At 65.9% G+C, this 26,850-nt stretch carries 21 protein-coding genes; 8 read left to right on the top strand and 13 right to left on the bottom strand.

Going from position 1 to position 26,850, the window contains the following annotated elements:
* Positions 1-41 precede the first annotated feature (41 nt).
* Positions 42-1,550 carry a leucyl aminopeptidase family protein gene (locus tag AC3WUF_RS11740; RefSeq protein WP_492425727.1) on the top strand — a complete coding sequence of 503 codons (1,509 nt, stop codon included), beginning with the start codon at positions 42-44 and terminating at the stop codon, positions 1,548-1,550.
* Positions 1,551-2,915, top strand: a complete 1,365-nt coding sequence (locus AC3WUF_RS11745; RefSeq protein ID WP_492425729.1) for a serine hydrolase domain-containing protein — start codon at positions 1,551-1,553, stop codon at positions 2,913-2,915.
* 18 nt (positions 2,916-2,933) lie between these two features.
* On the opposite strand, the gene AC3WUF_RS11750 is transcribed toward AC3WUF_RS11745, so the two are convergent.
* The gene (locus AC3WUF_RS11750) at positions 2,934-3,224 is read right to left on the bottom strand and encodes a hypothetical protein (RefSeq protein WP_492425731.1); all 291 of its coding nucleotides are present in this window, start codon (positions 3,222-3,224) and stop codon (positions 2,934-2,936) included.
* A gap of 5 nt (positions 3,225-3,229) precedes the next feature.
* On the bottom strand, positions 3,230-4,303 hold the full coding sequence (locus AC3WUF_RS11755; protein ID WP_492425733.1) for a Leu/Phe/Val dehydrogenase: 1,074 nt from the start codon (positions 4,301-4,303) through the stop codon (positions 3,230-3,232).
* Positions 4,304-4,439: 136 nt separating this feature from the next.
* Between AC3WUF_RS11755 and AC3WUF_RS11760 the strand changes: the two genes are divergently transcribed.
* The gene (locus AC3WUF_RS11760) at positions 4,440-4,943 is read left to right on the top strand and encodes an Lrp/AsnC family transcriptional regulator (protein WP_492425735.1); all 504 of its coding nucleotides are present in this window, start codon (positions 4,440-4,442) and stop codon (positions 4,941-4,943) included.
* Between the two features lie 32 nt (positions 4,944-4,975).
* Here the strand turns inward: AC3WUF_RS11760 and AC3WUF_RS11765 are convergent, their stop codons facing one another.
* From AC3WUF_RS11765 to AC3WUF_RS11800, 8 genes are all read right to left on the bottom strand, one after another.
* Complete coding sequence (locus AC3WUF_RS11765) at positions 4,976-6,475, bottom strand: carboxylesterase family protein (RefSeq protein WP_492425737.1); 1,500 nt, start codon at positions 6,473-6,475, stop codon at positions 4,976-4,978.
* Positions 6,472-7,911, bottom strand: a complete 1,440-nt coding sequence (locus AC3WUF_RS11770; RefSeq protein ID WP_492425739.1) for an MFS transporter — start codon at positions 7,909-7,911, stop codon at positions 6,472-6,474. Before AC3WUF_RS11770 ends, AC3WUF_RS11765 begins: the two co-directional genes overlap by 4 nt.
* Positions 7,912-7,924: 13 nt before the next feature.
* Positions 7,925-8,758: an SDR family NAD(P)-dependent oxidoreductase gene (locus tag AC3WUF_RS11775; RefSeq protein WP_492425740.1), complete on the bottom strand. Its 834-nt coding sequence runs from the start codon at positions 8,756-8,758 to the stop codon at positions 7,925-7,927.
* Between the two features lie 4 nt (positions 8,759-8,762).
* Entirely contained in the window at positions 8,763-9,950 is a 1,188-nt protein-coding gene (locus AC3WUF_RS11780; protein WP_492425742.1) for a lipid-transfer protein, read from the bottom strand.
* Positions 9,951-9,976: 26 nt separating this feature from the next.
* Positions 9,977-11,446 carry an AMP-binding protein gene (locus AC3WUF_RS11785; protein WP_492425744.1) on the bottom strand — a complete coding sequence of 490 codons (1,470 nt, stop codon included), beginning with the start codon at positions 11,444-11,446 and terminating at the stop codon, positions 9,977-9,979.
* A 4-nt stretch (positions 11,447-11,450) separates the two neighbouring features.
* On the bottom strand, positions 11,451-13,919 hold the full coding sequence (locus AC3WUF_RS11790; protein WP_492425746.1) for a TonB-dependent receptor: 2,469 nt from the start codon (positions 13,917-13,919) through the stop codon (positions 11,451-11,453).
* Between the two features lie 65 nt (positions 13,920-13,984).
* Positions 13,985-14,542 carry a TetR/AcrR family transcriptional regulator gene (locus tag AC3WUF_RS11795; protein ID WP_492425748.1) on the bottom strand — a complete coding sequence of 186 codons (558 nt, stop codon included), beginning with the start codon at positions 14,540-14,542 and terminating at the stop codon, positions 13,985-13,987.
* 198 nt (positions 14,543-14,740) lie between these two features.
* On the bottom strand, positions 14,741-15,577 hold the full coding sequence (locus AC3WUF_RS11800; protein ID WP_492425750.1) for an SGNH/GDSL hydrolase family protein: 837 nt from the start codon (positions 15,575-15,577) through the stop codon (positions 14,741-14,743).
* Between the two features lie 213 nt (positions 15,578-15,790).
* Between AC3WUF_RS11800 and AC3WUF_RS11805 the strand changes: the two genes are divergently transcribed.
* Positions 15,791-16,699: a GGDEF domain-containing protein gene (locus AC3WUF_RS11805; protein WP_492425752.1), complete on the top strand. Its 909-nt coding sequence runs from the start codon at positions 15,791-15,793 to the stop codon at positions 16,697-16,699.
* 31 nt (positions 16,700-16,730) lie between these two features.
* Here the strand turns inward: AC3WUF_RS11805 and AC3WUF_RS11810 are convergent, their stop codons facing one another.
* The 3 genes from AC3WUF_RS11810 to AC3WUF_RS11820 all read right to left on the bottom strand — a co-directional run bounded on the left by AC3WUF_RS11810 (position 16,731) and on the right by AC3WUF_RS11820 (position 21,465).
* A complete protein-coding gene (locus AC3WUF_RS11810; protein ID WP_492425754.1) occupies positions 16,731-18,347 on the bottom strand; it encodes an alkaline phosphatase D family protein in 1,617 nt (538 codons plus the stop codon).
* Between the two features lie 105 nt (positions 18,348-18,452).
* Positions 18,453-20,174: an alkaline phosphatase D family protein gene (locus AC3WUF_RS11815; protein WP_492425756.1), complete on the bottom strand. Its 1,722-nt coding sequence runs from the start codon at positions 20,172-20,174 to the stop codon at positions 18,453-18,455.
* A gap of 94 nt (positions 20,175-20,268) precedes the next feature.
* The gene (locus tag AC3WUF_RS11820) at positions 20,269-21,465 is read right to left on the bottom strand and encodes an alpha-hydroxy acid oxidase (protein ID WP_492425758.1); all 1,197 of its coding nucleotides are present in this window, start codon (positions 21,463-21,465) and stop codon (positions 20,269-20,271) included.
* An 88-nt stretch (positions 21,466-21,553) separates the two neighbouring features.
* On the opposite strand from AC3WUF_RS11820, the gene AC3WUF_RS11825 reads away from it, so the two are divergent.
* The 4 genes from AC3WUF_RS11825 to AC3WUF_RS11840 all read left to right on the top strand — a co-directional run bounded on the left by AC3WUF_RS11825 (position 21,554) and on the right by AC3WUF_RS11840 (position 26,850).
* Positions 21,554-22,264: a FadR/GntR family transcriptional regulator gene (locus AC3WUF_RS11825; RefSeq protein ID WP_492425760.1), complete on the top strand. Its 711-nt coding sequence runs from the start codon at positions 21,554-21,556 to the stop codon at positions 22,262-22,264.
* Between the two features lie 81 nt (positions 22,265-22,345).
* The gene (locus AC3WUF_RS11830; protein ID WP_492425762.1) at positions 22,346-23,722 is read left to right on the top strand and encodes an MFS transporter; all 1,377 of its coding nucleotides are present in this window, start codon (positions 22,346-22,348) and stop codon (positions 23,720-23,722) included.
* Positions 23,723-23,821: 99 nt separating this feature from the next.
* Positions 23,822-24,520: a TetR/AcrR family transcriptional regulator gene (locus AC3WUF_RS11835; RefSeq protein ID WP_492425764.1), complete on the top strand. Its 699-nt coding sequence runs from the start codon at positions 23,822-23,824 to the stop codon at positions 24,518-24,520.
* Positions 24,517-26,850, top strand: a complete 2,334-nt coding sequence (locus tag AC3WUF_RS11840) for a TonB-dependent receptor (RefSeq protein ID WP_492425766.1) — start codon at positions 24,517-24,519, stop codon at positions 26,848-26,850. Before AC3WUF_RS11835 ends, AC3WUF_RS11840 begins: the two co-directional genes overlap by 4 nt.

Raw genomic sequence — 26,850 nt, forward strand, 5'->3', positions numbered from 1 at the left:
ACGACCGCCAGGCGCCTTCAAAAAACAACCGTGAGTCCATCATGAGCAAATCCAAGACCAGCAAGCGATCCACCCCGCCCCTCAAGCTGCACGCCATCGACAATCCGCTCAGCGCCGCCGGCAAGGCTGCAGCATCCGGAGTCCGGCTGCACCTGGTCGATCAGGATTTCAACGATCGCACCGCAGGCGGCCGCCTGCCGAAGCTGCCCGCCAGCTTTCGCGGTCAGCCCGGTGAGCGCGTCGAGCTCACGGTCGCCAGCGGCCGGTTGATCGTCATCGGCTGCGGCAAGACGCCCGGCGCGGCGGCAGAAGCCCTGTTCTGGGAGAGCGCCGGCGCCGCGGCAATCGATGCACTGCGCGCCTCGAAGATCGAGCGCGCAAGCCTCAGCGGCGCGCTGTTGCCGCTGGCGATCGACGCCGCAGTCGCAGCGCACAGCTTCGCAATCGGTGCCAGCCTCGCGTCCTATCGCTGCGTGGCCTATCGCAAGACGCCGCCCAAGGATCATTTCGAGGTGAAGGCGCTGGCGCTGAGCGCGGCCGACTGGAAGGCCAGCGCCCGCGGGCGCGAGCTCGGCGATGCAGTCAACTGGGCGCGCGCGCTGGTCGATGCGCCGGCCAACCTGCTCAATCCGCAGACCTTCGCGACCGAGATCACGTCGCTGAGGGCGCTGGGTGTCGAGGTCGAGATTCTTGACATGAAGGCCCTCGAGCGCATCGGTGCCGGCGGCCTGCTCGCCGTCGGCCGCAGCAGCGTCAACTCGCCGTGCATGGTCGTCTGCCGCTGGCAGGGCCGCAAATCGAAAGGCAACGATCTCGGCCTGGTCGGCAAGGGCCTGACCTTCGACGCCGGCGGTCTCAACATCAAGTTCCCGCCGGGCATCGCCAAGATGAAGCTGGACATGGCGGGCGCCGCCGCGGTCGTCGCCGCGCTGCGCGTGGCGGCAACGCGCAAGGCGCCGGTCAACATCGTCGCGGCGCTGCCGCTGTGCGAGAACCTGATCGACGCGGACGCCTATCGCCCCGGCGACGTCATCACCTCGCTGGCCGGACTGACGATCGAAGTCGACAACACCGATGCCGAAGGCCGCATCGTTCTGGCCGACGGCATCAGCCATGTCATCAACGAATACCAGCCGCGTCTGCTCGTCGACGTTGCCACGCTGACCGGCGCGATCACCGTCGCCTTGCAGGAGGAGTACGCCGGTCTGTTCACCACCGACGAAGCACTGGCAAGCGCACTGACCGCGGCGAGCGAAAGCAGCACCGACGCACTGTGGCGCATGCCTTTGAGCAAGCGGCACGACTATCTCGTCGAGTCGGATATCGCCGACGTCCGCAACGTCGGTGCGCCGGGCACCTTCGGCGCCTCGGCCGGCTCGGCGATTGCCGGCGCAAAGTTTCTCGAACGCTTTGCCAGCGGCACCCGCTGGGCGCATCTGGATATCGCCAGCACCGCATGGTGCTCGCGGCCGAAGCCCGGCATTCCGCGTGGTGCCACCGGCTACGGCGTGCGCCTTCTGAATGACTTCATCGAACGGCTTCCGCAGTAAATGAACCAGCTCACGACGCATTGGCAGGACCGGCTGACGGCCCTCGCCGCACAACACGGGGTCGTCGGCGCGAGCCTCGCGATCGCCCACGGCGACGAGCGCATCGTCGCGGCGACCGGCGTGCTCAATCTGCGCACCGGTCAGGCGGCCACGGTGGATTCCCTGTTCCAGATCGGCTCCATCACCAAGGTGTGGACCGCCACGCTGGCCATGCAGCTGGTCGATGAGGGCCTGCTCGATCTCGATGTGCCGGTCATCCGCTATCTGCCGGATTTCAAGGTCGCCGACGCCGAGATCAGCCAGCGCGTGACGACGCGACAGCTGCTGACGCACACCAGCGGCATCGACGGCGATCTGTTTCTGGACACCGGCCGCGGCGACGACAACCTGCTGAAGTACGTCGCGGCGATGCAGGATCTGCCGCGCGCGGTGCCGCCGGCCGTCGTGATGAGCTACTGCAACAGCGGCTACTGCCTGCTTGGGCACCTCATCGCCACCCTGCGCGGCAAATCCTGGGATGCGGTGCTGCACGAGCGTCTGTTGAAACCGCTTGGCCTGAGCAGCGCCGGCACCTTGCCTGAGGAAGCCCTGCTGCACGGCGCCGCCACCGGGCATCTGCAACCGCCCGGAGCCGCGCAAGCGGTGGTCACTCCTCAGTGGGGGATGTATCGCTCGGCCGGGCCCGCCGGCCTGATCCATTCGACCGCGGCGCATCAGCTGGCGTTCGCGCGACTGCACATGAAGGGGGGCGTGGCCGACGACGGCACGCGGCTGCTGTCGGAGTCATCGGTGAAGGCGATGCGCGTCCCGCAGATCAGCATTCCCGATCACTGGTTGCTCGGCAGCCATATGGGCCTGGGCTGGATGTTGAATACCTGGGGCGACCAGACGGTCTATGGACACGACGGCGCCACGCTGGGGCAGAACGCCTATCTGCGCATCCTTCCCGATGCCAAGCTGGCGATCAGCCTGCTCGTCAACGGCGGCCGCGCCGCGCGTGCGTTGTATCACGCACTCTTCAGCGAGATTGCGACGGCGCTGGCCGGCGTTGCGCCGCCAGCGCTGCCGGAGCCTCGCAAGGGCCTGCCGGTCGAGCCGGCGCGCTTTGTCGGCCGTTACCTGCGCGAAGGGCTTGAAGTGCTGATCGAGGAAACCGACGGCAAGCTCACGCTGACGCAGATTCCCAAGGCACTGCTCGGCATTGTCACGCCGAAGACGACGCTGCCGCTGGCGGCGTACTCGGACGACGTGCTGCTCGCGCTGCCGCCCGGACAGGACCACGGCACGCCGGTGGTCTTCTTCGACCTCGACGGCAAGCGCTACATGCATTTCGCCGCGCGCACGGCGGCGCGCGCGGAAGCCTGATTGCACCGTTAACAGACCCTAGGCTACCCGGGCGGCTTTCAAGATCGCCAGATCGCCATCGCGATGCCAGATTCTCGCGGCATGCACGCGCTCGACGGTCGGAATCGTCTCGAGCTTGCGCGCCAGGTAGGCGGCCCTGCCCGCCTCGACATTTCTCAGCTCGACGACGATCCGCATCCGCCCATCGAGCAGATCGACAGCCGTCAGCGAGGCCGGGATCGTGTTGTCCACCGCCACCAGCGCCGACACCCGGATCGTGACGATCGGATCGGCGTCGGCTTCGATGGTGAGAATATCCCGCCAGGCCATGATGCTTATGCGTCTTCGCGGGCAACCAGCAGCGAACGCGCCCAGGCGTCCGCTACGCGGGCCGGTGCGGCGTCCGACTGGCGGACGCGTTCGACCAGTTCCTCGACGCGATTGGCGATCTTGCGGACTTCATCGCTGATCGCCCGGTCGCCTGCGCCCCACTGATACTCGCGGACGACGCTGATGATCCCGCCGGCATTCACCAGGTAATCCGGCAGGTAATACACGCCGCGTGCGTGCAGCGCATCGCCATCGTCCACGCTCAGCAGCTGGTTGTTGGCGGCGCCGGCGATGACCTTCGCCTTGATGCCGTTCACCGTCGCCGGGTTCAGCACCGCACCCAGTGCACAGGGCGCCAGCACATCGGCGTCCGCGAACAGAATGTCCTCGGTGCTGCTGGCGCGCGCGCCAAACGATTCGACCGCCTTTGCGGTGAGCTGCGGGTTGACGTCGGCGACGACCAGCCTGCATCCGGCTCCGGCGAGCAGGCGGCACAGCTCCAAGCCGACGGAGCCGAGACCTTGCACCGCGACGACGAGGCCGTCGAGATCGGCGCGCTGCAGAACGAGTTCGGCTGCCTTGCGGATCGAGACAAAGACACCCAGCGCCGTTTTCGGGGAAGGATTGCCGCCGTGGGCCCCCTCGCCGTTCAGGCCGCTGACGAAGCGAGTCTGGGTCGCAACAGCCTGCATGTCCGCAACCGTGGTGCCGACATCCTCCGCCGTGATGTAGCGGCCGTTCTGGGCCGCGACAAAGCGACCATAGGCCTTGAACATCGCTTCGCGATCCTGTTGCCGGCCGCTGCGCAGAATCACTGCCTTGCCGCCGCCGAAGGGCAGATCGGCGAGCGCATTCTTGAGGCTCATTCCCTCGGCCAGCCGCTGGGCATCGCGGATGGCGGCGGCACTGTCGTCGTAGTGCCAATAGCGGCAACCGCCGAACGCCGGGCCGCGCGCGGTGCTGTGGACCGCGATGACCGCTTCCAGCCCCGTCGCTTCATCGGAGACGGTCGTCAGAAACTCATGACCCGCCGCTCCATTGTTGACGCTCACGGCGCCTTCCAGCTTTGCATCGAACATCCTTCGCTCCAGACAGTGCGGGACAACCGGAGCAAAAGTATGCGCGCCGCGCGCTGGGGAGTTCTTGCATTCTATCGCCAATATCCAGCATTTATCACATAATTAATGCGCATATATCGATAATGACGGATTACTTATGCTTCTCGACAAATACGATCACAAGATTCTTTCCCTGCTGCAGGAGGACGCCTCGCTGTCGGCTGCCGATGTCGGCGAGAAAGTCGGCCTGTCGCAATCGCAGTGCTGGCGAAGAATCGAGCGCCTCGAAGCCGAAGGCGTGATTCTCAAGAGGGTCGCGATCGTCGATCGCAAGAAGCTGGGGCTGAACGTCATGCTGTACGCGCACGTCAAGCTGATCGGCCACGGCAGGGAATCTCTGCCGGAGTTTTCGAAAGCGATCACGCGCTTCTCCGAAGTGCTCGACTGCCACGTGCTGCTCGGCACCGTCGACTTCATCCTGCGGATCGTCACCAAGGACATGGAGTCGTACGAGCGCTTCTTCTTCGAGAAGCTGTCGCGCCTGCCGATGGTTCAGGAGGTCAACACGATGATCGCGCTGACGCAGATCAAGGGAACGACGGCGCTACCGATGAATCTGGTGCCCTTCGAACCCAGCGCAAAGAAAGCCCGCGCCGACTAGGGCCCGTTAACGCTATTCGGATCGCCGCGCGCTCACACCCAGACCTGAGTCCGGAACAGGGCTTCGGCGTCATGCTCGATGGCGCAGGTCTCGGGGCCGACACGCATCACCGAATGCGTCCTGTCGTCGAACACCGGCCACTGGCCCAGCGCATCGCCAGGCTCGCCGGTCCGCGCGAAGTGGCCGAGCATGCGGACCCAGCGCTTCGCCAGTACCGCCGCATCCGGATGCTCGGCGAACATCGGCACCGTGTGTTCGGGATCTTCGAAGACGTTGAAGGTCAGCGCGAGGTCGATGCCGTGGCTGGACTTGATCAGCTGGCCGGCAAAGCGCATCGGGATATCCATGACATAGACGTATCCGCGGCTGCCGGCACGCGTCGTTGCTCCGGCGTATTCCATCGCGCCGTGGCGGAAGCCGTCGGTCCAGACCAGATCGTTGAAAGCCGCGCCGAAGCCGAACTGGCCGGTCGCCTTCTTCAGGCGCTTGAGGTAGGCGGACGCATTCGCCTTGCCCTTCGCCGCATGACTGGCGATGCCCAGAGAAACCAGATGGCTGATGAGCGCGCGCAGCGGCCCCGGCAGCTTGATCGCCAGCTTCAGCATCAGGTCCAGCGAGGCCCCTTCATGCGTCGCGTAGCCGGCAATCATCGGCACCGCGTTGGCGCCGCGCGACTGGATCAGCGCCTCCGGCCGAGCCGGCAACAGCGGCGTCTTGCTGACCGGTCTCGGCGACAGCGCCTTGCCGCGCTTCTGCAGGCCCATCAGCTCGTCGACCGATGCCGAGCACAGGTAATCCACCGCCAGTGCACGCGTGCAGCGACGATGCTTGGCGATCACGGCGACGACATCGTTCGACGGATCGTCAACCAGATACCCGGTGCTGCAGGCCACGCCGCGATGCACCAGACCTTCGGCTTGCGGTGCGATGCACAGCGCCGCGACAGACACCGCCCCGGCCGACTCGCCGATGACGGTGACCAGCTGCGGATTGCCGCCGTAGTCGGCGATGTTGTCGCGAATCCAGTGCAGCGCCGTGATCTGATCGCCGAGCCAGAGCTGGCCGCCGCCATCGCGTTCGGTGCCGAGCCAGTCGAGATCGAATGCACCGAAGACGCCGAGGCGATAGTTGATGCAGACGACGACCGCGTCGGCACCCTTGGCGAGCGCCGTGCCGTCGTAGAAATTGCCGCTGCCGCCGGTGAAGCTGCCCCCGTGGATGAAGACGATGACCGGCCGCGGCTCGGTGGACGCCAGCTTCGGCGTATGGACGTTCAGGATCAGGCAGTCTTCCGAGAACGGCGCGTCCGGCGTCGGGCCATAGACTTCCGCGAGCACCTGCGACTGCGGCGGTATCGCGCCGAAGCGCGTCGCGTCCAAGGTGTCTGTCCAGGGCGTCCTGGCCAGCACCGCCGCGCGGAAGCGCTGCGCCGGTTCGGCATAACGAAGGCCGCGATAGGTTTCGACGCCGAGGCGCTCGATGCCGCGAACGCGGCCCAGACGGGTCGATCGTTCCACTGTACTGACTGTCATGAGGAAGCATTCCCTGCGTTGGCCGCCTTCGCCCGCAACGCGAGCACGGTCTTTTCGTGGATTTGGCGGGTGATCGGATAGAACAGCATCGACAGGATCGCGAGGCTCACCAGCACGCCGAAGCTGATCACGAAGATCACGCCCAGCTCATAGACGATTGCCGGGTCCACCGAGGCCGGATCGGCCTTTTCGGGAAACGAGATCGCCGCCAGCACGAGGCCGGAGCCGAACACGCCCATGCCGGATACCGCCTTCATGATCATGATCAGCGCCGCGAACATCAGGCCTTCCATGCGGCGGCCGGTCTTCAGCTCCAGGCTGTCGGCGACGTCGGCGAGCATCGATGCGCCCATGATGTTGCCGGCGACGACGCCCATGTAGACGACGGCATTCTGCACCATCAGGTACGGCAGTGCCTGTGCACCTTCCCAGTCGATCACGCCGATCACGCGCAGGCCGGTCATCAGCACCGAGGCGACGAGCGCGACCGCGAACGAGGCGATCGCCACGTTGCGCTTGCTGAAGCGGCCCGACAGCACCGACACGACGATGCCGAGCACCAGACCGATGCCAGCCGCAGCGGAGAAGGACCCCAGCTGATCGGCATTGAGCTTCCACAGATAGGTCAGCACGTAGGAACCCAGCGTGGTGCTGACGCCCACCGCAATCGCCCAGCAGAAGATGCAGATGATCACACTCATGTACGTGCGATCGGTGGCCAGCGTCTTGAGGTTCTCCGCCAGGCCGCCCAGGTGCTCGCTGGTCGTGCGCTTGAGCATCGGCACGTAGCGATACGTGCCGAGCGTCGCGGTGAAGACGCAGAGCAGCATGATGACCGCGGCGAGCAGCCCGTAGTCCAGATAGCCGCCGGCGTTGAGCTGGCCGATCGGCTGCTCCGGCGTCGGCTTCAGGAAGACCTTGAACGCGACGACGCCCATGCCGACCAGGCCGAGGGCCTGGAATAGGAAGCGATAGGTCGTCAGGCTGGTCCGCTCGTCGTAGTCGTTGGTCAGCTCGGCGGTCAGCGCCGCCGACGGCACTTCGTAGAAGCTGATCGCGACGCGGACCAGGATCGACGTCAGCGTCAGGTAGACAAACTGCATCTCGCGACTGCCGTCCGGCGGCATCCAGACCATCGCGTAGGCGATCGCGATCGGGATCGCCGAGGCGAACATGTACAGGTGACGACGGCCGAAGCGCGACTGAGTTCTGTCGGACAGCTGGCCGATCAGCGGATCGGCGATCGCATCGACCAGCGTCGCGAGCAGGATCGCGAAGCCGACCCAGGTTGCCGGCAAGCCGACGACCTGGTTGTAGTACAGCATCAGCAGCGCATTGAAGCCCTGGTCCTTGATGCCGAAGGCAGTGGAGCCAAGGCCGAGCGCGATCTTGCTGCGCGTCGGCAGCTTGGCGGGCAATGCAGTGGACGAGTTCATGGGCGCGATTCGCTCAGATGCCGGTGACGCCGCCGCTGCACAGCAGGGTCTGCCCGCTGACGTAGTCGGACTCGGGGATGCAGAACATGTAGATCGACCCTGCGGCATCGTCCGGCGTACCGGTGCGGCCGAGCGGAATCGTCTGTTCCAGCGCCTGCTTGAGACCGGGATTGATGCCGACCTTGATCTCGCGCCCGCCGATGTTCGCGGTCGCGCCGTCGCCGGCTGCTGCCACGGTCAGCCGCGTGTCGATGAAGCCGAAGGCGACGCAGTTGACCGTGACGTCGAGACGCCCCCATTCCTTGGCAAGCGTCATCGTCATGCCGACGATGCCGGCCTTGCCGGCGGAGTAGTTGATCTGTCCCGCATTGCCGAACAGGCCGGCGACCGAGGAGATATTGACGACCTTGCGGACGACACGGCGCCCCGCTTCACGATCCGCCGTCACCAGCTTCTTGATGATCGGCTGCGCCGCACGCAGGATGCGGAACGGCGCAGTCAGGTGACAGTCGAGCATGGCCTGCCATTGCTCGTCGTCCATCTTCTGCACGACGTTGTCCCAGGTGTAGCCGGCGTTGTTGACGATGATATCGAGGCCCTGGAAGTTGTCGAGCGCGGCGGCGACGAAGCGATCGGCAAAGTCCCTGTCGGTGACATTGCCGACACAGGCGACGGCCTCGCCGCCGAGCGCGCGGATCTCATCGACGACTTCGGCGGCAGGCCCCGCGTCCAGATCGTTGATGACGACCCGCGCGCCTTCAGCCGCGAACTTGAGCGCCGTTGCGCGACCGATGCCGCGGCCGGAGCCGGTGATCAGCGCGACCTTGCCATCGAGTTTCGGCTTCATGGCCTTATCGCTCGGCACGGTACAGCGTGACGACGCAGGCGCCGCCGAGGCCGAGGTTGTGCTGCAGGCCGATGCGGGCCTGTGCCACCTGACGCGCGCCTGCTCTGCCGCGCAGCTGATTCACCAGCTCGGTGCACTGCGCGAGGCCGGTGGCGCCGAGCGGATGTCCCTTCGACAGCAGGCCGCCGGAAGGATTGGTGACGACGGCGCCGCCGTAGGTGTTGTCGCCATCGCAGACGAATTTCTCGGCGCCGCCTTCCGGACACAGGCCGAGCGCCTCGTAGCTGATAAGCTCGTTCTGCGCGAAGCAGTCATGCAGCTCGACGACGTCGACTTCCTGCGGGCCGATGCCCGCAATCTCGTAGACCGAACGCGCCGCGGCCTTGGCCATGCTGAAGCCGACGACCTCGCGCATGTCGCGCGCCTCGAAGCTGCGTGCGGTATCGGTCGTCATCGCCTGCGCGGCGATCGAGACCTCGGCATTCAGGCCGTGCTTCTTCGCGAACTCCTCGCTGCACAGCACGGCAGCCGCCGCGCCGCAGGTCGGCGGACAGGCCATCAGGCGGGTCATCACGCCCGGCCACAGCATCTTCGAGTTCATCACTTCCTCGACGCTGACTTCCTGACGGAACAGCGCCAGCGGATTGTTGACCGCATGGCGGCTGGCCTTGGCGCGGATCTTCGCGAAGGTCTCCAGCTGGGTACCGTACTGCTGCATGTGCGCAAGGCCGGCGCCCCCGAAGTAGCGCAGCGCGAGCGGAATCTCGCCGTGACCGACGAGTTCTTCCGCGGCGGCGTCGAACTTGTCGAACGGGCTCGGGCGGTCGGTGAACTTGGACGTCAGCGCGCCGGCTTCCATCTGCTCGAAGCCGAGCGCCAGCACGCAGTCGGCGGCGCCGAGCTCGACGGCCTGACGCGCCAGATACAGCGCCGTCGAACCGGTCGAACAGTTGTTGTTGACGTTGACGACCGGGATGCCCGTCATGCCGACTTCATAGAGCGCGCGCTGCCCGGCTGTCGAATCGCCGTAGACATAGCCGACGTAGGCCTGCTGGATGGACTCGTAGGCAATGCCGGCGTCCTTGAGGGTTTCGCGCAGGGCCTCGGCGGCCATCTGCGGATACATCTCGGAGGCACCGGGCTTGGCGAAGGCGGTCATGCCGACGCCCGCTACAACGACTTTTCTCTTCATGGGTCTCTGCTCTTTCTATTCCGGGATCAGGCTGCGGCGGTCCGCGCGAGCCGCTCGTCGCGCAGCGCGGAGCGGCGCACCTTGCCGTCGTCGCCGCGCACCGGCGCGTCGACGAACTCGAACGACGCGGGAATCTTGTAATTGACCAGACGCTCGGCGAGATGCTGCTGCAGCGCCTCCGCATCCAGCGCCGCGCGGGCGTGAACGACGGCGTGGATGCGCTGGCCGAGATCGTCGTCGGGCAGACCGATGACCGCACTCGAATGCACGGCCGGATGCTCGTCGATCGCCGCCTCGACTTCCGCCGGGTAGATGTTGGCGCCGCCGCGCAGGATCAGGTCGGTACGGCGGTCGGCCAGATACAGATAGCCGTCCGCATCGAAGCGGCCGATGTCGCCGAGGCTGTCCCAGCCGTTGATCTGCTTGGCTTCGGCGCCGAGGTAGAAATATGCCGGCGGCGCGCCGGGCGACGTGCGCATGAGGATCTCGCCGATCTCGCCGGCCGGCAGCTCCTCGCCGTTGTCGCCGACGATCTTCATCTCGCCGACGACGCAGCGGCCGACCGAGCCGCGGTGGGCCAGCCATTCGTCGCCGCGGCTCACGGTAAGCGCCTGCATCTCGGTGCCGCCGTACAGCTCGAAGATGCGCTCGGCGCCGAGCCATTCGATCCACGCGAGCTTGAGCCATTCCGGGCAATGCGAGGCCATGTGGTAGACCACGCGCAGCGACGACAGGTCGTGGCGGCGCTTGTCGGCGTCATCCAGCTTCCAGATGCGCGACATCATCGTCGGCACGAACAGCACGCTCTCGACGCGATGTTGCTCGACCAGCGCGAGCGTCTGCAACGGATCGAAGCGGCGCATCACGACGACATGGTTGCCGCGGAACAGCGCCTGCAGCGCGGTCGTGAACGGCGCGTTGTGGTACAGCGGCCCCGGCACGAGCACGCAGCCTTCGCGCGGCAGCATCAGCGGCATCGCAAAGGCCGGCGCGTTCTCGTCGATCAGCGCCGGACTGCCGGACACGATCAGCTTCGGCCGGCCGGTGCTGCCGCCGGAGGTTGGCGCCTTCCAGTGTTTCGCGGTGCGCACCGGCAGCGGCGTGTCGGCAAGCGCACTGTCCGGCTCGAAATCCGCCCCGACGACCGCGACACCGGGGAAATCCGCCGCATCGGCGCCGACGATCAGCGCCGGCGCGGCGAGCGCGACGATTGCCGCGAGCTCGGCCTGCGGCAGCTTGCTCGACACCGGCTGCGGCGTCGCGCCGAGCTTGAGCGCGGCGAGCGCGCTCTCGACGAAGGCCAGCGTGTTCGGCAGTGCGATCGTCACGAAGCTGCCCTCGCGCACGCCGAGCTGTTCGAACGCCCGCGCCAGGCGGTTGCTGCGTTGCTCAAGCTCGCGGCGCGTCAGCGTCTGGCCGTCGACCGTCAATGCTGGGCGCTGCGGCGCCGCGTCGGCGAAGCGCTGCAGCATCTCGGAAACAGGAATCATCGCCATCGTTTCAAAACTCGAAGGAAAGACGCGCCGTCAGCGTGCGCGGCGGATTGAGCAGATAGACCGACACCGGCTGCTGCGTGACGATGGCGTTGGCGGTCGCGCCCGCGACGACGCCGGTCTCGTCCAGCACGTTCGTCACGTTGATCGCCAGCTGCGGCTTGCCGGCGATGCCCTGCGTGCCGAACACGATGCCGGCGTTGAGCGTGCCGAAGCCGTTGATCTCGACGTCGTGCGTGATGTTGCTGAAACCTTGACCGACATAGGTGTAGTTGACGTTCGGCGCCAGCGTGAAGCGATCCCAGAACTGCAGGTAGCTCAGCGTGGTGCTGTATTGCGTCTTCGCCGCACCTGGCATCTCGTTGCCCGGCTCGACGACATCGCCGTTCGAGGCGGTGAATTCCTCGGTGATGTAGGCGTCGGTATAGCCGGCGGCGATCGACCAGGTCAGACCATCGAGCGGCGTATTCCACAGGATGTTGCCTTCGAGACCGCGGCTGATCGCAGCCGAGACATTGGTGTTGTAGGCAATCGGGATGCCCTGCGTCGACTGCGTGACGATCGGGTTGGTGTAGCGGATGTAGAACGCGGTGAGGTCTGCCTGCAGCGTGCGGTCGAGCCAGTTCGTGCGCAGGCCGAGTTCATAGTTCCACAGCGTGTCGGACTTGTAGGTCGGCGGCACGCCGTTGGTCGGGGTCGACGGCAGCGACTGCAGGCCGCCGAAGCGGAAGCCCTTCGCGGCCGACGCGTAGATCGAAGCGTGGTCGCTGAACGCCCAGGTCGCCGCGGCCTTCGGATTGAAGCCCTGCTCCTTGATCTCGGCGCGCGAGTCGGTGCCCAGCCCGTCGTTCTGGTTGCCGCTGATCAGCAGACCGTTGCCGACGAAACCGCCGGACACCTCGGTCTGGTAGTAGCGGCCGCCGACCGACAGCGTCAGGTCGTCCCACAGCTTGTACGAGAAATCGGCGAACAGCGCCTTCTCGGTTGATTCCGCGCGCGACGTGCCATCAAGCAGCGAGGTTGCCGCCGCCGGGTTCTGCACGCCGAGCAGCTGGAAGATGCTGACAATCAGCGGGTTCTCGCCGAGCAAGCTGCCCGGCCCGAGCAGACTCTGGTTGAGCGGCGTGTCGATCAGGATGTTGAAGAACATCTCGTAGTCGAAGTAGTACGCGCCGAGCAGCCAGTTGAAGTCGCTGTCGCCGTTCGACTGCAGGCGGATTTCCTGCGAGAAGCTCTCTGAGTTGTCGACCACTTCGCTGAGCACGCCGGCCGTCGCCGGATAGCCCGCCGGCGGCGTGCCGACCAGCGAGTACGTGATGTCGCGGCTGAAGTACGCGTCGCGATTCACCTTCGAGGACAGCGACACCAGGCGCATGGTCTCGAACTCGTAGCTGATCTCGAGGCTGTTCATGTCGAACTGGTTCTCGGACGGTGCCGGCAGCACCGAGCGACTGGTCTCGCGCGGACCGTCCGGAGAATCGACCTCGAGCGTCTGGTTGTCGCCTTCAAAATCCTGCGTGATGTGGGTGAGCTTGAACTTCCAGTCACCGGGCATCCACAGCAGCTGGCCGCGGTACTGGTTGCCGGCGGACTCGGCGACGTCTTCCTCGCCGGCGCGCGTGTCGTCGACGACGCCCGGATATTCGCGGCGCACGTAGTTGAGGCGCAGCGCCATGTTGGCGTCGCTGACCGGCACGTTGAATGCGACGCCGCTGGTGAACGCGGTGCTGCCGTCCTTCGGCTGCGCGTACTGCGTGAAGCCGCGCACCTGCCAGGTGTCGAGCAGGGGCTCCTGCAGTTCGTAACGGATCGCACCCGACAATGCGGCGCCGCCGAACAGCGTGCCCTGCGGGCCCTTGAGCACCTGCACGCCGGCCAGATCGAAGGCGCTCAGATCCGGCACGATGTTGGCGATGTAGGGATCGGTGAACGGCGTATCGCCGATGAAGATGCCGACCGGCTGTGCGTTGCCAGCGGTCGGCAGCGTGTCGGTCGAGATGCCGCGGAAGGTCAGGCGCGTGAAGCCCGGCGCGCCCTGCGCGGCGGTGACGCCCGGCGATTCCTGGATGAAGTCGTTGAGGTTGAGCTTGCCGGAGTTCTCCAGCTTCTCGCCCGAGAACGCGGTGATCGACGCCGGAATGTCGCGCACCGACTGCTCGCGCTTGGTCGCAGTGACGACGATCTCTTCAAGCTGTGCCGGGCCGTCGCGCTTGACCGGCGCTGGCACGGCGTCCTGCTGGCGCAGTTCCTCGACCGGAATCGTCGGCGCGATTTCGACTTCGGCGGCTTCCGCCGGCGGCGCCGCGGCCGGCATTTCGCCGGACGGTGGCGCGGGCTCGGGTTCCGCGAACAGCGCATCGCTGATGGCCTGGTCTTCGGCCGTGGCGTCCTGCGCATGAGCAGCCGGCAACGCCAGCATCGTCAGCACTGCCGTCGTCAGGACAGCAGCACCCGTTGTGCTCTTGTTGTAGAGCATCTGTCTCTCCTCTCGTTCATCTCAGTCAATAAGCCGCGATCTTGCGCCGCGGTGGATCAGATTCTTCAGCTCGTGACGCCCACCAGCCGGCAGGCAAACTCGGCGAACACATCGGCCACCTGCCGGGGCGTCTTGCCGAAATCCGAGCTGTACCAGTGCGCGACGCGCAAACCCATGGCGCCGATCGCGAGCATCGCCAGCTGCGCATCGGGCACCTTGAAGACGCCGAGCTTGATGCCGCGCTCGATGACGTCGTGCAGCAGCCGCTCCGACTGGTTGCGCACGGCGAGGATCGGCGCCGCGAATTCCGCCGGCAGCGCATGCATCTCGGCGTTCGAGACCACCGCGAGCATGGGGTAGTCGGCATGGGCGCTGACGTGCGCGTGCACCAGCGCGATCAGCTGCTGCTGCGGTTCGGTACCGGCTTCGAGCACCGCTTCGCGCATGCGGCGGTGATGCTCCTCATGGCCGAGCTTGACCAGTTCGGCGAGCACATGGGCCTTCGACGGAAAGTGCGAATAGACCGATGCCGCCTGGATGCCGACCAGCTTGGCGATGTCGCGGATCGAAGAACCGCCGTAGCCGTACTCGGCAAACAGGCGCAGCGATTCGGTCAGGATCACGCCGCGTGAACCCTCGGACCCAGTCCCGGCGGGAAGCACCGTGGAGAGGGACGCGAGACGTCGATGTGAAGACAGGATCGAAGGCATACGAACGTTAGGTAGAAAACCTGGCCGCATCCTATCCGAGCAGATTTCGACCGGCAAGCTAACGTTCGTTAGTTTTTCTCATGCCGCTGAATTATCGGGAAATTCCGCCCATCAGCGAGGCCCGAGCAGCGCATCCAGACCGCTGGCGACAGCCGTCATGCCTTCCAGCGTCGGATGCAGCGGCGCGCCGAGCAGGCCGCCCGGCGGGTGCATGCCGTTCATCCAGGGCACTTCCGCACAGGTGTGGTGATCCCACGTCAGACTTCTGGCATCCATGAACAGCGTCCCGTGGGTTTCGGCAACCGCCCGGGTGGCCTCCGAGAGCCGCTCGGCAATGGACCGCATCTCCGCGACATCGTCTGCCCCGACGCCCAGCCTGTCGCAGGTACCGTTGGGCGGCAGCACCGTCTGGTAATTGACGAGGACGATGGTCGCCTTCGGTGCCCTGCGGCGCGCCTCTTCGACGATCGCGGCATAGCGGACCGGCATCTCGCGCAGCGCTTGCTCCATCTGCTCGATGCTGCGCACCTTGCACCCGCCGATCGCGCGCACCAGCCAGGGCGTGCTGTCGTCGCAACCCAGCGCCATGACGTTGCCGAGATAGCCGATGTCGTTGCCGCCGATCGTGATCGTGACCAGTTCCGTCTCCGGCCTTATGGCTTCGAGCTGCGCGGGCTGCAGCAGCTGTCCGCCGTCGAGGATGTGCCGCGTGGTGGCACCGCCGCAGGTGACGTCGACAAGCGACAGCCCGCGCAGCCTCGCCAGCTGGTGCGCATAGTTGTCCTGCGAACGCGAGCAGAACCAGGGGCTGTCCGCTGCTGGATCGGAAATTGCAGGACCCGAGGCAAAGGAGCTGCCCATCGCCACATATTGAGCCCGGCCCTGCGGCGGCCGACCTTCCACATAGACGTGAGCCGTAACAGCGAGCAACAGCAGCACGACGACCATGAAAACCCAGCGCACAGCGCGCATCAATTTGCTTGGCAAGAGCTCGACTCCGGACTCGACTTCAGGACTGTGGCGGGGGGCTGACGCCGCACTGTACGGCAAGCGCGTGCCGCCGAGCAGGGTCCGCGGATCGCAAAGACCTGCGCTCGCGGCGCCTCATGGGCCTGCGCTTGTTCAGGCGACCGTCAGCCGCGGAACCTCAGAACTAGCGCGATGAAAACCCTGCTCGACTCGCTGCTCGGTTCCGGCCTGCCGCATGGCTACTGCCTCGCCTGGAAGCCCGGGCTGCTGTGGACCATGGTCGCCACCGACCTGCTGATCGGCCTGGCTTATGTATCGATCTCGACCGCCTTGTTCGTCTTCATCCGCGACCGCAAGGAACTGCAGTTCAGCTGGATGTTCGTTCTCTTCGGCATCTTCATCTTTGCCTGCGGCCTGACTCACTTCGTCGCGGTCGTCGGCATCTGGAAGCCGGTGTACCAGCTCGAGGCCGCGGTCAAGGTCGTCACCGCGATCGCTTCCCTGGGCACCGCTGTCGTGCTGTGGCCGTTGATCAGAACCGCCGCGCGATTCCTCGATGAGCGCGAGGCCCTGGCCAAGTCCAACGAAGCGCTACGTTCGGAGCTGCTGGAAAACTCTCTGCGCGATCCGCTGACAGCGCTGTACAACCGCCGGTTTCTCAGCGAAACCCTGTCGCTCGAAGGCCGCCGCGGCTACTCGATCATCATGCTCGACATCGACCGCTTCAAGACATTGAACGACCAGCACGGCCACTCCACCGGCGACATCGTCCTCCAGACGATCGCCGGAATGCTGGTCAGCACCACCCGCAAGGGCGACGTCATCTGCCGCTACGGCGGCGAGGAATTCACGATCGTCATGCGCGGCGCCACGCTGCGCGAAGGCTACGACCAGGCCGAAAGAGTTCGCCGCGCCTGTGCCGAACTGAAGATCACCAGCTATGCCGGCAAGCCGCTCGGCACCATCACCCTTTCAGCCGGTGTTGCCGCCTTTCCTGGCAGCGGCGACTCCGCGACCGCCGTTCTCGATGCCGCCGATCGGGCGCTGTACAAGGCCAAGCACGAGGGCCGCGACCGGACGGAAACCGCCGCGCCCGCGTGATCGCGCGGATCGCGGCGCAGGATGATCCGCTTCAGGCCGCCGGCGGCGCCCCGAGTCTTGGCGCGCTCGGCTCCGCCGCCTCACGCAAACGATTCTCGCCGGCGAGCGTGTACCGCGCATGCCCGAACGACTCGGCGGCCTGCGGATCGAGGATGCTGTCGACGTACCACCACTCGCCCTGGCAGCGCTCGTGCGTGATGTCCAGCAGGACGTAACCGTGGCGCTCGCCGTCGAAGTACTTGATGTGCGGATCGGTGAGGCCGAACACAGTGCGCAGCAGCGGAGTCGTGCCATCCGGCAAGCCCGACGAGGTCACCGACGGCGACACGAACTCCACGCCGTCGGCCTTGATCAGGCCGAGGTCGAGCGGATCGCCGACGATGTTGGCGAGCAGGTTTGCCAGCTCGCCCGGATCGCGGAACAGATCGATGCCCCATGAAGAATGGATATCGCCGGTCAGCACGACGAGGTTCTGCACCTGGCCGGCGTCGATCACGTCGAACACGCGCTGACGCGCGGCCGGATAGCCGTCCCACTGATCGGGGTTGATCGCCAGCAGTTCGTCGAGCAGCTCGACGCCCAGCAGACTGACCTGCGGCAGCGTCAGCAGACGCAGCTGACCGAACATGACCTGCTGTCCAAGCAGCTTCCAGCGCGCCGCGGATTCGACCAGGCGCGCGGACAGCCAGTCCTGCTGGCGATCGCCGAGCAGCTGGCGATTCGGATCGTTCACCTCGCCAAGCAGCGCCTGCGGCAGCTGTTCGTCGCGACCGTAAAGCCGGGTATCGAGCATCATCAGATCGACCAGGTCGCCGAACACGAACTGGCGCCAGATGCGCTGCGGATCCGCGGGATCGACAAGGCGGATCGGCAGCCATTCGAAGTAGGCCTGGATCGCGACCGACTTGCGCTCGAACCAGTCGCCCTCGGTCTCCGGTTGATGGTTCTGCGCGCCGCCGGACCAGGAGTCGTTGGTCGACTCGTGGTCGTCCCAGACGCAGATCATCGCGTGCTGGCGGGTCATCACCTGCAGGTCGACATCGCCGCGATACTGTGCATGGCGTGCACGGTAGTCGTCGAGCGTGACGATCTCCGCGCCCTTGCTGTGATCCCGGCCGTCGACGCCACCGCCGCCACCCTCGTAGAGGTAGTCGCCGAGATGGAACACGGCATCGAGATCGGTGCGCGCGGCCATGTGGCGATAGGTGCTGAAGTAGCCGGCCGGATAGTTCGAGCATGAGGTGAATGCGAAGCGCAGACGCTCGACCGCACCGATCGGCAAGGTCTTCGTGCGGCCGATCGGCGACTGCAGCGCGCCGGCCTCGAACTGGTAGTAATAAGTCGTCGCGGGCTGCAGGCCGGCGGCATCCACTTTCACAGTGAAGTCGCGGGTGACGTCGGTCACGACATAGGCGTCGATCAGCACATCGGACAGCAACGGATCGCGCGCGACGCGGTAGCGGACCCGTACGGGCGCGTCGCCCTCCGGCGTCACGCGGGTCCACAGGATGACGCGGTCGGCCAGCGGATCGCCGCTGGCGACGCCGTGCAGGAACTGCGCCGGCACATCACCCTCACCCGCTCCGCCCGACACGGCCTCCGAGCTGTTGCAACTCGTCAGCAGCGGCAGCAGCGCGCTGCCCGACACCCAACCGATTCCCCGCAGAAAAGCACGACGATCCATAAAACCCCCCAAGTATCTACACCGCCCCGCGGCAGCATTGCGGCAAGCTAAAGGCTGCGCATGACCTTGCTATTGCAAGCCCGGCGCAACCTGCGAAACACCATCGCTGAGCGACGGAGCCGGCGGCGGCGCACCGACAATCGCAGGCGATGCCTCGCTCGTGGCGACGAGGTGATTGCTGCCGCTCTCCACCGTGAAAGCCCTGTTGAGAGACTGCTCGTCGTTGCGCTCGGTGACGCGCGGCACCATCCAGAACTCTGCCTGCAATCGCGACGGCGTCAGATCCAGCAACAGATAGCCGTTGAGCGTGTTCTGGTAGTACTTGAGATGAGGGTTGGTCAGCCGCAGCAGCTGTTCGGCATTCGCGGTGAGCTGGGCGAACAGCGCGGTCGGACCATTGCCGGACGGCAGGTCGCCGCGCGAGGTGATCGAGGTGGAGACAAACTCGACGGCCAGCGACCCGTCCCCGCTGAGCGGCTGATAGCCGGGCCCGTTGGGATCGTCGGTGACTTCGAAGGCGTAAGCCTCGTGCGCATCGCCGGTGAGGATGACGACGTTGCCGCCGCTGCGCGCGCGGATCATGTTGAGCACGCGTGACCGCGCGGGATCGTAGCCATCCCACTTGTCGTTGGAGAGATACAGCCCGCCACCGTTGACGGCACGCGGCAGGCCGAGCAGCTTCAGCGGCGACAAATAGACCTGGTTGCCGATCAGCTGCCAGCGGCTCGTTCCGGCTGCCAGACGTTCCGCCAGCCAGGCCTCCTGGCTCGCACCCAGGATCTGCCGCGCAGCGTCGGCAAACTCGCCGGTCTGCGTGAAGACCGGCACCGCATCGCCGAACAGGCTGTTCGGCGGCAGCGGCTCGTCGCGACCGAAATGCCGCGCATCGATCATGTTGAGATCGGCCAGATCGCCGAAGCGGAAGCTGCGCCAGATCCGCGACGGATCGGCGGCGTCCGGCGCACGGATCGGCATCCACTCGAAGGCGGCCTGCATGGCGGCGGTGCGGCGCTGAACGTAGCTGCCCTCGGCGTCATCGTCGTGCGCGCCGGCGCCATTGCGCCAGGCGTTGTTCGCCACTTCGTGATCGTCCCAGATCCAGATCAGCGGATGCTGGCGATGCAGCTCCAGCAGATCTTCGTCGCCGCGGTACTGCGCGTAGCGCTGGCGATAATCGTCGAGACTGAGCAACTCGTGCGCGGGCTGATGCGCACGCACCTCATCCTGCGTGCCGTTCTCGTAGATGTAGTCGCCGAGATGAACGACCGCATGCAGGTCGCTGCGCTCGGCGACGCGCCGGTAGGCGTGGAAGTAGCCGGCGATATAGTTGGAGCAGGTCACGAAGGCGAGCCGCAGACGATCGACGCCGCCATCCGGCGTGGTGCGCGTGCGCCCGGTCGCCGAGCTGGCGGTGGCGGACTCGAAGCGATAGTAGTAGGCACTGTCGGGCACGAGGTCGCGCAGGTCGAGCTTCACGGTCCAGTCGCGTTCCGCCGTGCTCAGTACCGTACCGCTGGTGTAGATCTCGGCAAATGCCGGATCGCGTGCGATGACGTAGCGGATGCGCGCACTCGTCGCGCCGGGCGTCACCGCCTTGGCGCGCGTCCACAGCATGACTGCGTCGACAAGGGGATCGCCGCTGGCAACACCATGCGTGAAATCCGCCGCGTCGAGGGCATCCCCACCGCTGTCGCCGCCGTCGTCGTTGCCGCTGCTACCACAGCCCGACAGCAGGCTGACCAGAGTCGCGCCCGTCGCAATGACGAAGGCGCGGCGAGTGAACGGCGGCATTCAGCGACCCCTGACAAAAATTCGAAGCGATCAGGATCGCAGGCGAAGATGGCAGTCCGGTGAAATGTTTCACCGATCGGGCACGACTACCGCCTCAGGTTCCGGCGTGCCCGGCGTCCGCACGCAGACCGGCGACGCGGCGGATGTGATCCGGGCGTATGTCGGCGATGGACGTACAGCCCAGCAACGTCAGGTCGCGTAGCAATTCATTGCGCAACAGCTCGAGCGCGTGAGTCACGCCGGCTTCGCCGCCGGCGGCCAGGCCATACAGATAAGGGCGGCCGATCGAGCAGGCATTGGCACCCAGCGCGAGTGCCTTGAGCACCTGCGTGCCGCGCCGGATGCCGCCATCGACGATCAGTTCCAGCGCATCGCCGACGGCATCGCGGATCGGCGGCAGGCAGTCGATCGCGGCGAGACTGCCGTCGAGCTGACGGCCGCCATGATTGGAAATCATCAGCGCGGTCACGCCGATCTCGCGGGCCCGCCGCGCATCGCCGACGCTGGACAGACCCTTGATCACGAAGGGCCCGCCCCATTCGCGCGCCAGCCAGGCCGCGTCGTCCCAGGTCACCGTTCGATCGAACTGGCTGTTGACGTATTCGATGACGCCCATCGCGCCGCCGGACAATGCGTCAACCCGATGCACGACATTCGCCAGGCTGAAATCCGGATCGCGCAGGTAGTTGAGCGACCAGGCCGGCGATGCGAAGAAGCTCATCAGACTGCGCGCGGTGAGCCGCGGCGGCATCGTCATGCCGGTCACGCGATCGCGTTCGCGGTTGCCGGCGACCGGCGTGTCGACGGTCAGGCAAAGCGCCTGATACCCGGCCGCCTTGCAGCGGCTGACCAGCTCACGCGTGAGCCCGCGGTCCTTGAAGATGTAGACCTGGAACATCTTCGGTCCCGCGGTCGCCGCAGCGATATCTTCCAGGCTCGTCGTCGCCATCGTCGACAACGAATACAGAATGCCGGCACGCTCGGCCGCGCGCGCCGCGCCGAGCTCCTTTTCGTGATGGAACAGCCGCGACATGCCGGTCGGGCTCAGCATCAGCGGCAGCGCGACGCGGGTTCCGAACAACGAGGTGCTGGCGTCGATCTGGCCGACATCGCGCAGCACGTCCGGCACCAGCGCATGTTCGTCGAAGGCGCTGACATTGCGCCGCATCGTCCATTCGTCGTCGGCACCGCCGTCGAGGTAATGGAACATCGGCGCCGGCAGGCGGCGCTGCGCGAGCCGGCGCAGGTCATCGACGTTGTGGCAGCGGGCAATCGCGCTGTGGGTGCGCATGCGGAGTCTCTCCTCGACTGTTATGACGGAATGTTGTTCCGATGCCGACGCCGCGGTATCGTGGTCTGACCACTTTCCCGAGGCATTCGTGAGCGCAGGCAGCACAGGCGGAACAGAAGCGGTGGCGCGACGGCTGGAGCGCGCCATCCAGCGCGGCGACTTCGCGCCGGGCCAGCGTTTGCCCTCGGAGCGCGACCTGGCCGAACGCTGGCAGGTCTCGCGTTCGCTGATCCGTGAAGGCCTGGCGATGCTCGTCGCCAAGGGCACGCTGACGCGCCGCCACGGCAGCGGCACCTACGTCAACGAGCCGGACGCGCGCCTCGGCGTCGAGATCTGGCGCGACATGGCGCTGCGCCATGACGACCTGCAGGGCGACCTGCTGGAGTTCCGCCACATGATCGAGCGCCGCGCCGCCGAGCTGGCCGCCGTGCGCCACGACGACAAGGATCGTGCGCAGCTGGAAGCCGCGGGTGCCGCGGTCGAGCGTGCGTGGTCCGGCACCGACCGCAAAGAGCAGCTGCGCGCCGACGCTGCGTTTCATCACGTCATCGCCGAAGCGACGCACAATCCGGTCTTCGCCTATCTGATGCAGTCGCTGCACCAGCTGCTGCTGGAGCACATGCAACTGACGCACGCCGGAACGAACCTGCAGTCGTCGGTGACCAAAGAGGTCCAGAACCAGCATCGCGTGCTGCTCAAGGCCATTCTTTCGCGCGATGCCGCCGCGGCCGCGGCCGCCGCGAGCGATCATCTCGATTACGTCCAGGTGCGCCTCAACCATCTGCCGCCGCGCCGCTGAGTCGGCCGGCCCGCAACCGCGCCGGCGCCGCGAGTGGTTGGACCACTCTCAGCGCCGGCCACGGGCGGGCTAGCGTGCCGCATGAATCACGATGCCCAGACTTCCACGCCGCTGCGCCGCAGCCTGCTGATCTCGTTCACGCTGCCGACGCTGATCCTCGGCTTCATGCACGGTCCTGAAGGTCAGATCCAGGCGATCTATGCCAAGCACGCGGGGCTTGCACTGGGCGCCCTGTCGGTCGCCTTGCTGCTCAGCAAGATTCTCGATGCGGTCACCTATCCGCTGATCGGCTATCTGTCGGATCGCAGCTATGCGCGCAGCGGCACGCGACGTCACTGGATCATCGCCGGCTGTCTGCTGTCGATGCTCGGCGTCTGGTTCCTGTTCCGGCCACCCGGCGGCGTCGGCATCGTCTACTTCGGCATCTGGATGACGGTCACCTATATCGGCTGGAAGCTGATGGAGATCCCGTTGCAGGCCTGGAGCTACGGGCTATCGACCGACTATGCGCAGCGTTCCCGCGTGCAGGCCTGGCGTGTGCTGTCGCTGCTGATGGGGACGCTGCTGTTCTTCGTCTCGCCGTACATCGCGATGCAGCTGGGCTACTCGGACAGCAGCGAACTGGATTTCCGCTCGCTGGGTGTCGCCGCCGTGATCTGCGTCGTCGCCCTGCCGCTCGCGACGCTGCTGACGGTCACCCGCGTGCCCGCCGGTCAGGCCGCAGCGCCGCCAACACAGCAACGCTACAGCCTCGCGCAGACCTGGCGCGCGGTGCGGGGCAACGCACCGCTGCTGCGTTTGCTGGCCGCCTTCCTGCCGATCAACCTGCTGGCGATGCTGGCGACGTCGACGTCCTACCTTTATGTCGATGTCTATCTGGGCCTGGGCAAGCAGTTCCCAGCCCTGATGGCGCTGGCGCTGTTGACGACGCTTGGCGGCGTGCCGTTCTGGTCGGCGATGGGTGCACGTTTCGAGCGCCATCGCGTCCTGGCCGCGGCATTGACGATCGGCGGTTTCGCCAGCCTCGGTTTTACCTTCGTCGAACCGGGCCCTGCGGCCTTGGCGGCGACCTTCGTGCTGTATCCGTCGCTGCTGTTCTGCCTCAGCGCCGTCGTGCTGGTCTTCACGATGTCCGCCGACATCGTCGACTACCAGATCCTGCAGACCGGCGAAGACCTGTCTGGCCTTTATGGCTCGCTGCTGTACTTCCTGCAGAAATCCCTCGGCGGCGTTTCCGCCGCCGGCGGCATCGCACTCGCCGCTGCCTTCGGCTTCGAGCCCACGGCGGCGACGCAGACCGCGAGCGGCGTGTGGGGGATCAAGCTGACGGCGGCAGCGCTACCCGCTGTCGGCTTGTTCGGTGCCGCCGCCATCGTCTGGAGCTACCCGCTCAACCGTGAACGGGTCGAGCAGATTGCCCAGCAGCTGAAGCAGAAGTTGCCCTCTGGCCAGGCGTGAATCTCCCAGCGTCCTGGGTGCTTTCCTGCGTTGTTTATGAACACTTGGTCATTTAATATCGTAAATGAACGTTGGTTCATAAATTGCATGGAGCGGCGCATGCTCAGATCAGACCAGACTCAGATGCTTACTGCCGAGCGCGCCAGCCCCGGACGCCCCCGCAAGCTCACCGCCGACGAGATCATTACCGGCGCCATTGCGCTGGTGGAGAAGGACGGCCCGCAAGCTTTGACGATGCGCGCGCTCGGCAAGGCCCTGCGCGTGCAGGCCTCGACGATCTACAACTACTTTCCGAGCATCGCCGCGCTCAATGAAGAGATCAGCCGCCGCCTGCTCGCGAACGTGCCGCTGCCCGGCAGCATTCCAGGGGTCGACGCACGCGCCCAGCTGATCACGCATTTCATGGCGATGCGCACCGTACTCGCGCGCCATCCGCAGGTGCTCGACCAGATCCCGGGCTCGGTCTCGTGGATCTGGAGCCTGAAGCGGCTCGAAGGCGAACTCGCACTGCTCAGCAGCTCCGGCGTCGATCCCGAGGCCGCGATCATGGCGGTCAGCGTGCTCGACGTCATGTGCAGCGCCAGCGCCCAGCTCGCCCGCGACTGGAACGCCAATCAATGGGTCGCCCGCCGCAAGCGGCTGTTCACCGGCATGAAGGCCAGCGAACTGCCGCACATCCAGGCAGTTCACGGACGATTGATCGCGAATCTGCCGGACGAGCAGACCTTTCGCAACACGCTGGAAACCCTGATCGACAGCCTGCTACCGCAGTTGCGCAGCCGCCGGAGAAAATCATGAAGCGCCTATTGTTGCTGTGCCTGTTGACGCTACCGGCCTGGGCTCAGGATCTGCCGTCGAGCCCGGAACCGACCGTTGAGCCCACAGCGGAACCGGCGAGTGAATCGATCCCGACGGTCGAGGATGTGATCCAGGTAGAACCGCTGCGCGCGGAAGCCGCGGCGCCTTCCATCACGGAGGAACATGCGCCGATGCAGCTGGAGGAGATCGTCGTCACCGCGACCAAGCGCGCGACGTCGGTGCGCGAGATTCCGGCGACGGTCACCGCGCTGTCCGGTGAAGATCTCGAACGCGAGGGTGTGCAGTCGATCGACCAGATCGTCGCCCAGGTGCCTGGCGTCAACCTCACCGACGACGGACTCGGCCAGGCCAAGCGCCTGACGATCCGCGGCGTCGCGGCGGACGTCAACGTCAACTTCACCGCCGGCACGCTGTTTGGCGACATCCCGTTTTCCGACACCTTCATTCCCAAGGTCCAGCTCGACCCGAATCCCTTCGACATGGCGACCGTCGAGGTTCTCAAGGGACCGCAGGGCACGCTGTTCGGCGGCTCGGGCCTCAACGGCATGATCCGTTACGTGCCGGAAGCGCCGCAGTTCGGCGAGACGCAGGTCAAGTATTTCGCGCAGTACAACAACTACATCGATGACGGCGACGCCGGCTGGACCTATGGCGGCGTTCTCAATGCGCCGATCGGCGACGATATCGCCGCGGTCCGTCTGATGGCGTTTCATCGCGACAGCCCTGGCTTCATCGACGACACGCAGTCCGGCAAGGACGATGTCAACTCGACGGGTCAGTACGGCTGGCGCGCGATGCTCGGCTGGCATCCGACCAGCGACCTGCGCGTCAACGTGATGCTGGTCGGCCAGCACTCGCTGCAGGACGACGTCGCGTTCACGACCAATGCCGACGGCGTGCTCGAACGCAGCAACACACCGCGCCCGAGCCCGGTCGAGACCGATTACAAGCTCGCCAACCTCGGCCTCGAATATGCCTTCACCTGGGCCGACCTCATCTCGCAGACCTCGTTCTTCGAGAAGGAATATCAGGCCTTCCTGGATACCTCGCGCATCGTTCCGGGCGGGCAGATTCCCATCCTCGGCATCGCCGGCTACAACCACAGCAATGCGTTCGTGCAGGAGTTGCGCCTGGTGTCGGCGGATGACGGCGACAGCCCCTGGAAGTGGCTCGCCGGTCTGTTCTACTACCAGAACAAGCTGTTCGACTGCTCCGACGGCGCGCTCGATCTGCCGGGCCTGCCGATCTATCCCCTGCCCGGCATCCTCGCCAAACCCTGCGAGCAGAACATGGCACGCGCCGGCGACAAGATCGTGGCGATCCACCTCGCCGGCGATCTGAGCCTGACCGAGAAAGCAGTGTTCGGCGAACTGACGCGCCGCTTCGGCGAGCGCACCGAGGTCACGCTGGGCGCGCGCTACTACCAGACTGGATCCGAAGGCGACATCACGACGGCCGGCGCCCTGTATGTCGCGCAGACCGGCGGCACGCAGACGGTGCGTCATGGCGACGTCGACGAAAGCGGCATCAGCCCCAAGCTGTCGATCAGCGTGCATGTCACCGACGACATCCTCAGCTACCTGACCGCATCGCGCGGATTCCGCTTCGGCGGCATCCAGCTCAACACCTCGACGCTGACCACCCAGGTGCCGGAGACTTTCGATTCGGACAGCCTGTGGAGCTACGAACTCGGCGTGCGCAGCCAGTGGTTCGACCGCACGCTGTATCTCGATACCTCGGTCTACTTCATCGACTGGACCGATCCGCAGGTCTTCCAGCAGACCGCCGACGGCCTTGCCACCTTCATCGACAACGTCGGCGGCGTCAACGGCAGCGGCGCCGAGCTTTCGCTGCGCTGGCTGGTGCCGTTCCTCAACGGCCTCACGCTGAGCGCATCGGCTTCCTACAACGACACCTACACTACCGAGGATTTCCGCTCCTCGACCGGCGTGGATGTACCGTCAGGTTCGCCATGGCCGCTGTCGCCGCGCTGGCAGACCAGCTCCAGCATCGCCTACGTGCTGCCGCTGGAAAGCTGGAAAGCCGTGGCCGCCGTGCGTCATACGTACAGCAGCGAAGCCTGCAATGCGATCGAATGCGGTGCGATGGTCTTCGACTACAACACGGTCGATGCCAATCTCTCGCTGTCGAGCCTCAACCTGCCCTGGCTGCCGGAACTGAGCCTGGGCCTGAGCAACCTGAGCAACGAACGCGGCCTCAGCAACGTCTCGAACAATCCGACCCTCGGCGACACCTACAGCTACATCCCGCCACGCATGCTGACCGTGCGCCTCAGCGGAAACTTCTGA

The sequence above is a fragment of the Fontimonas sp. FW305-C-3 genome, from assembly GCF_058783185.1.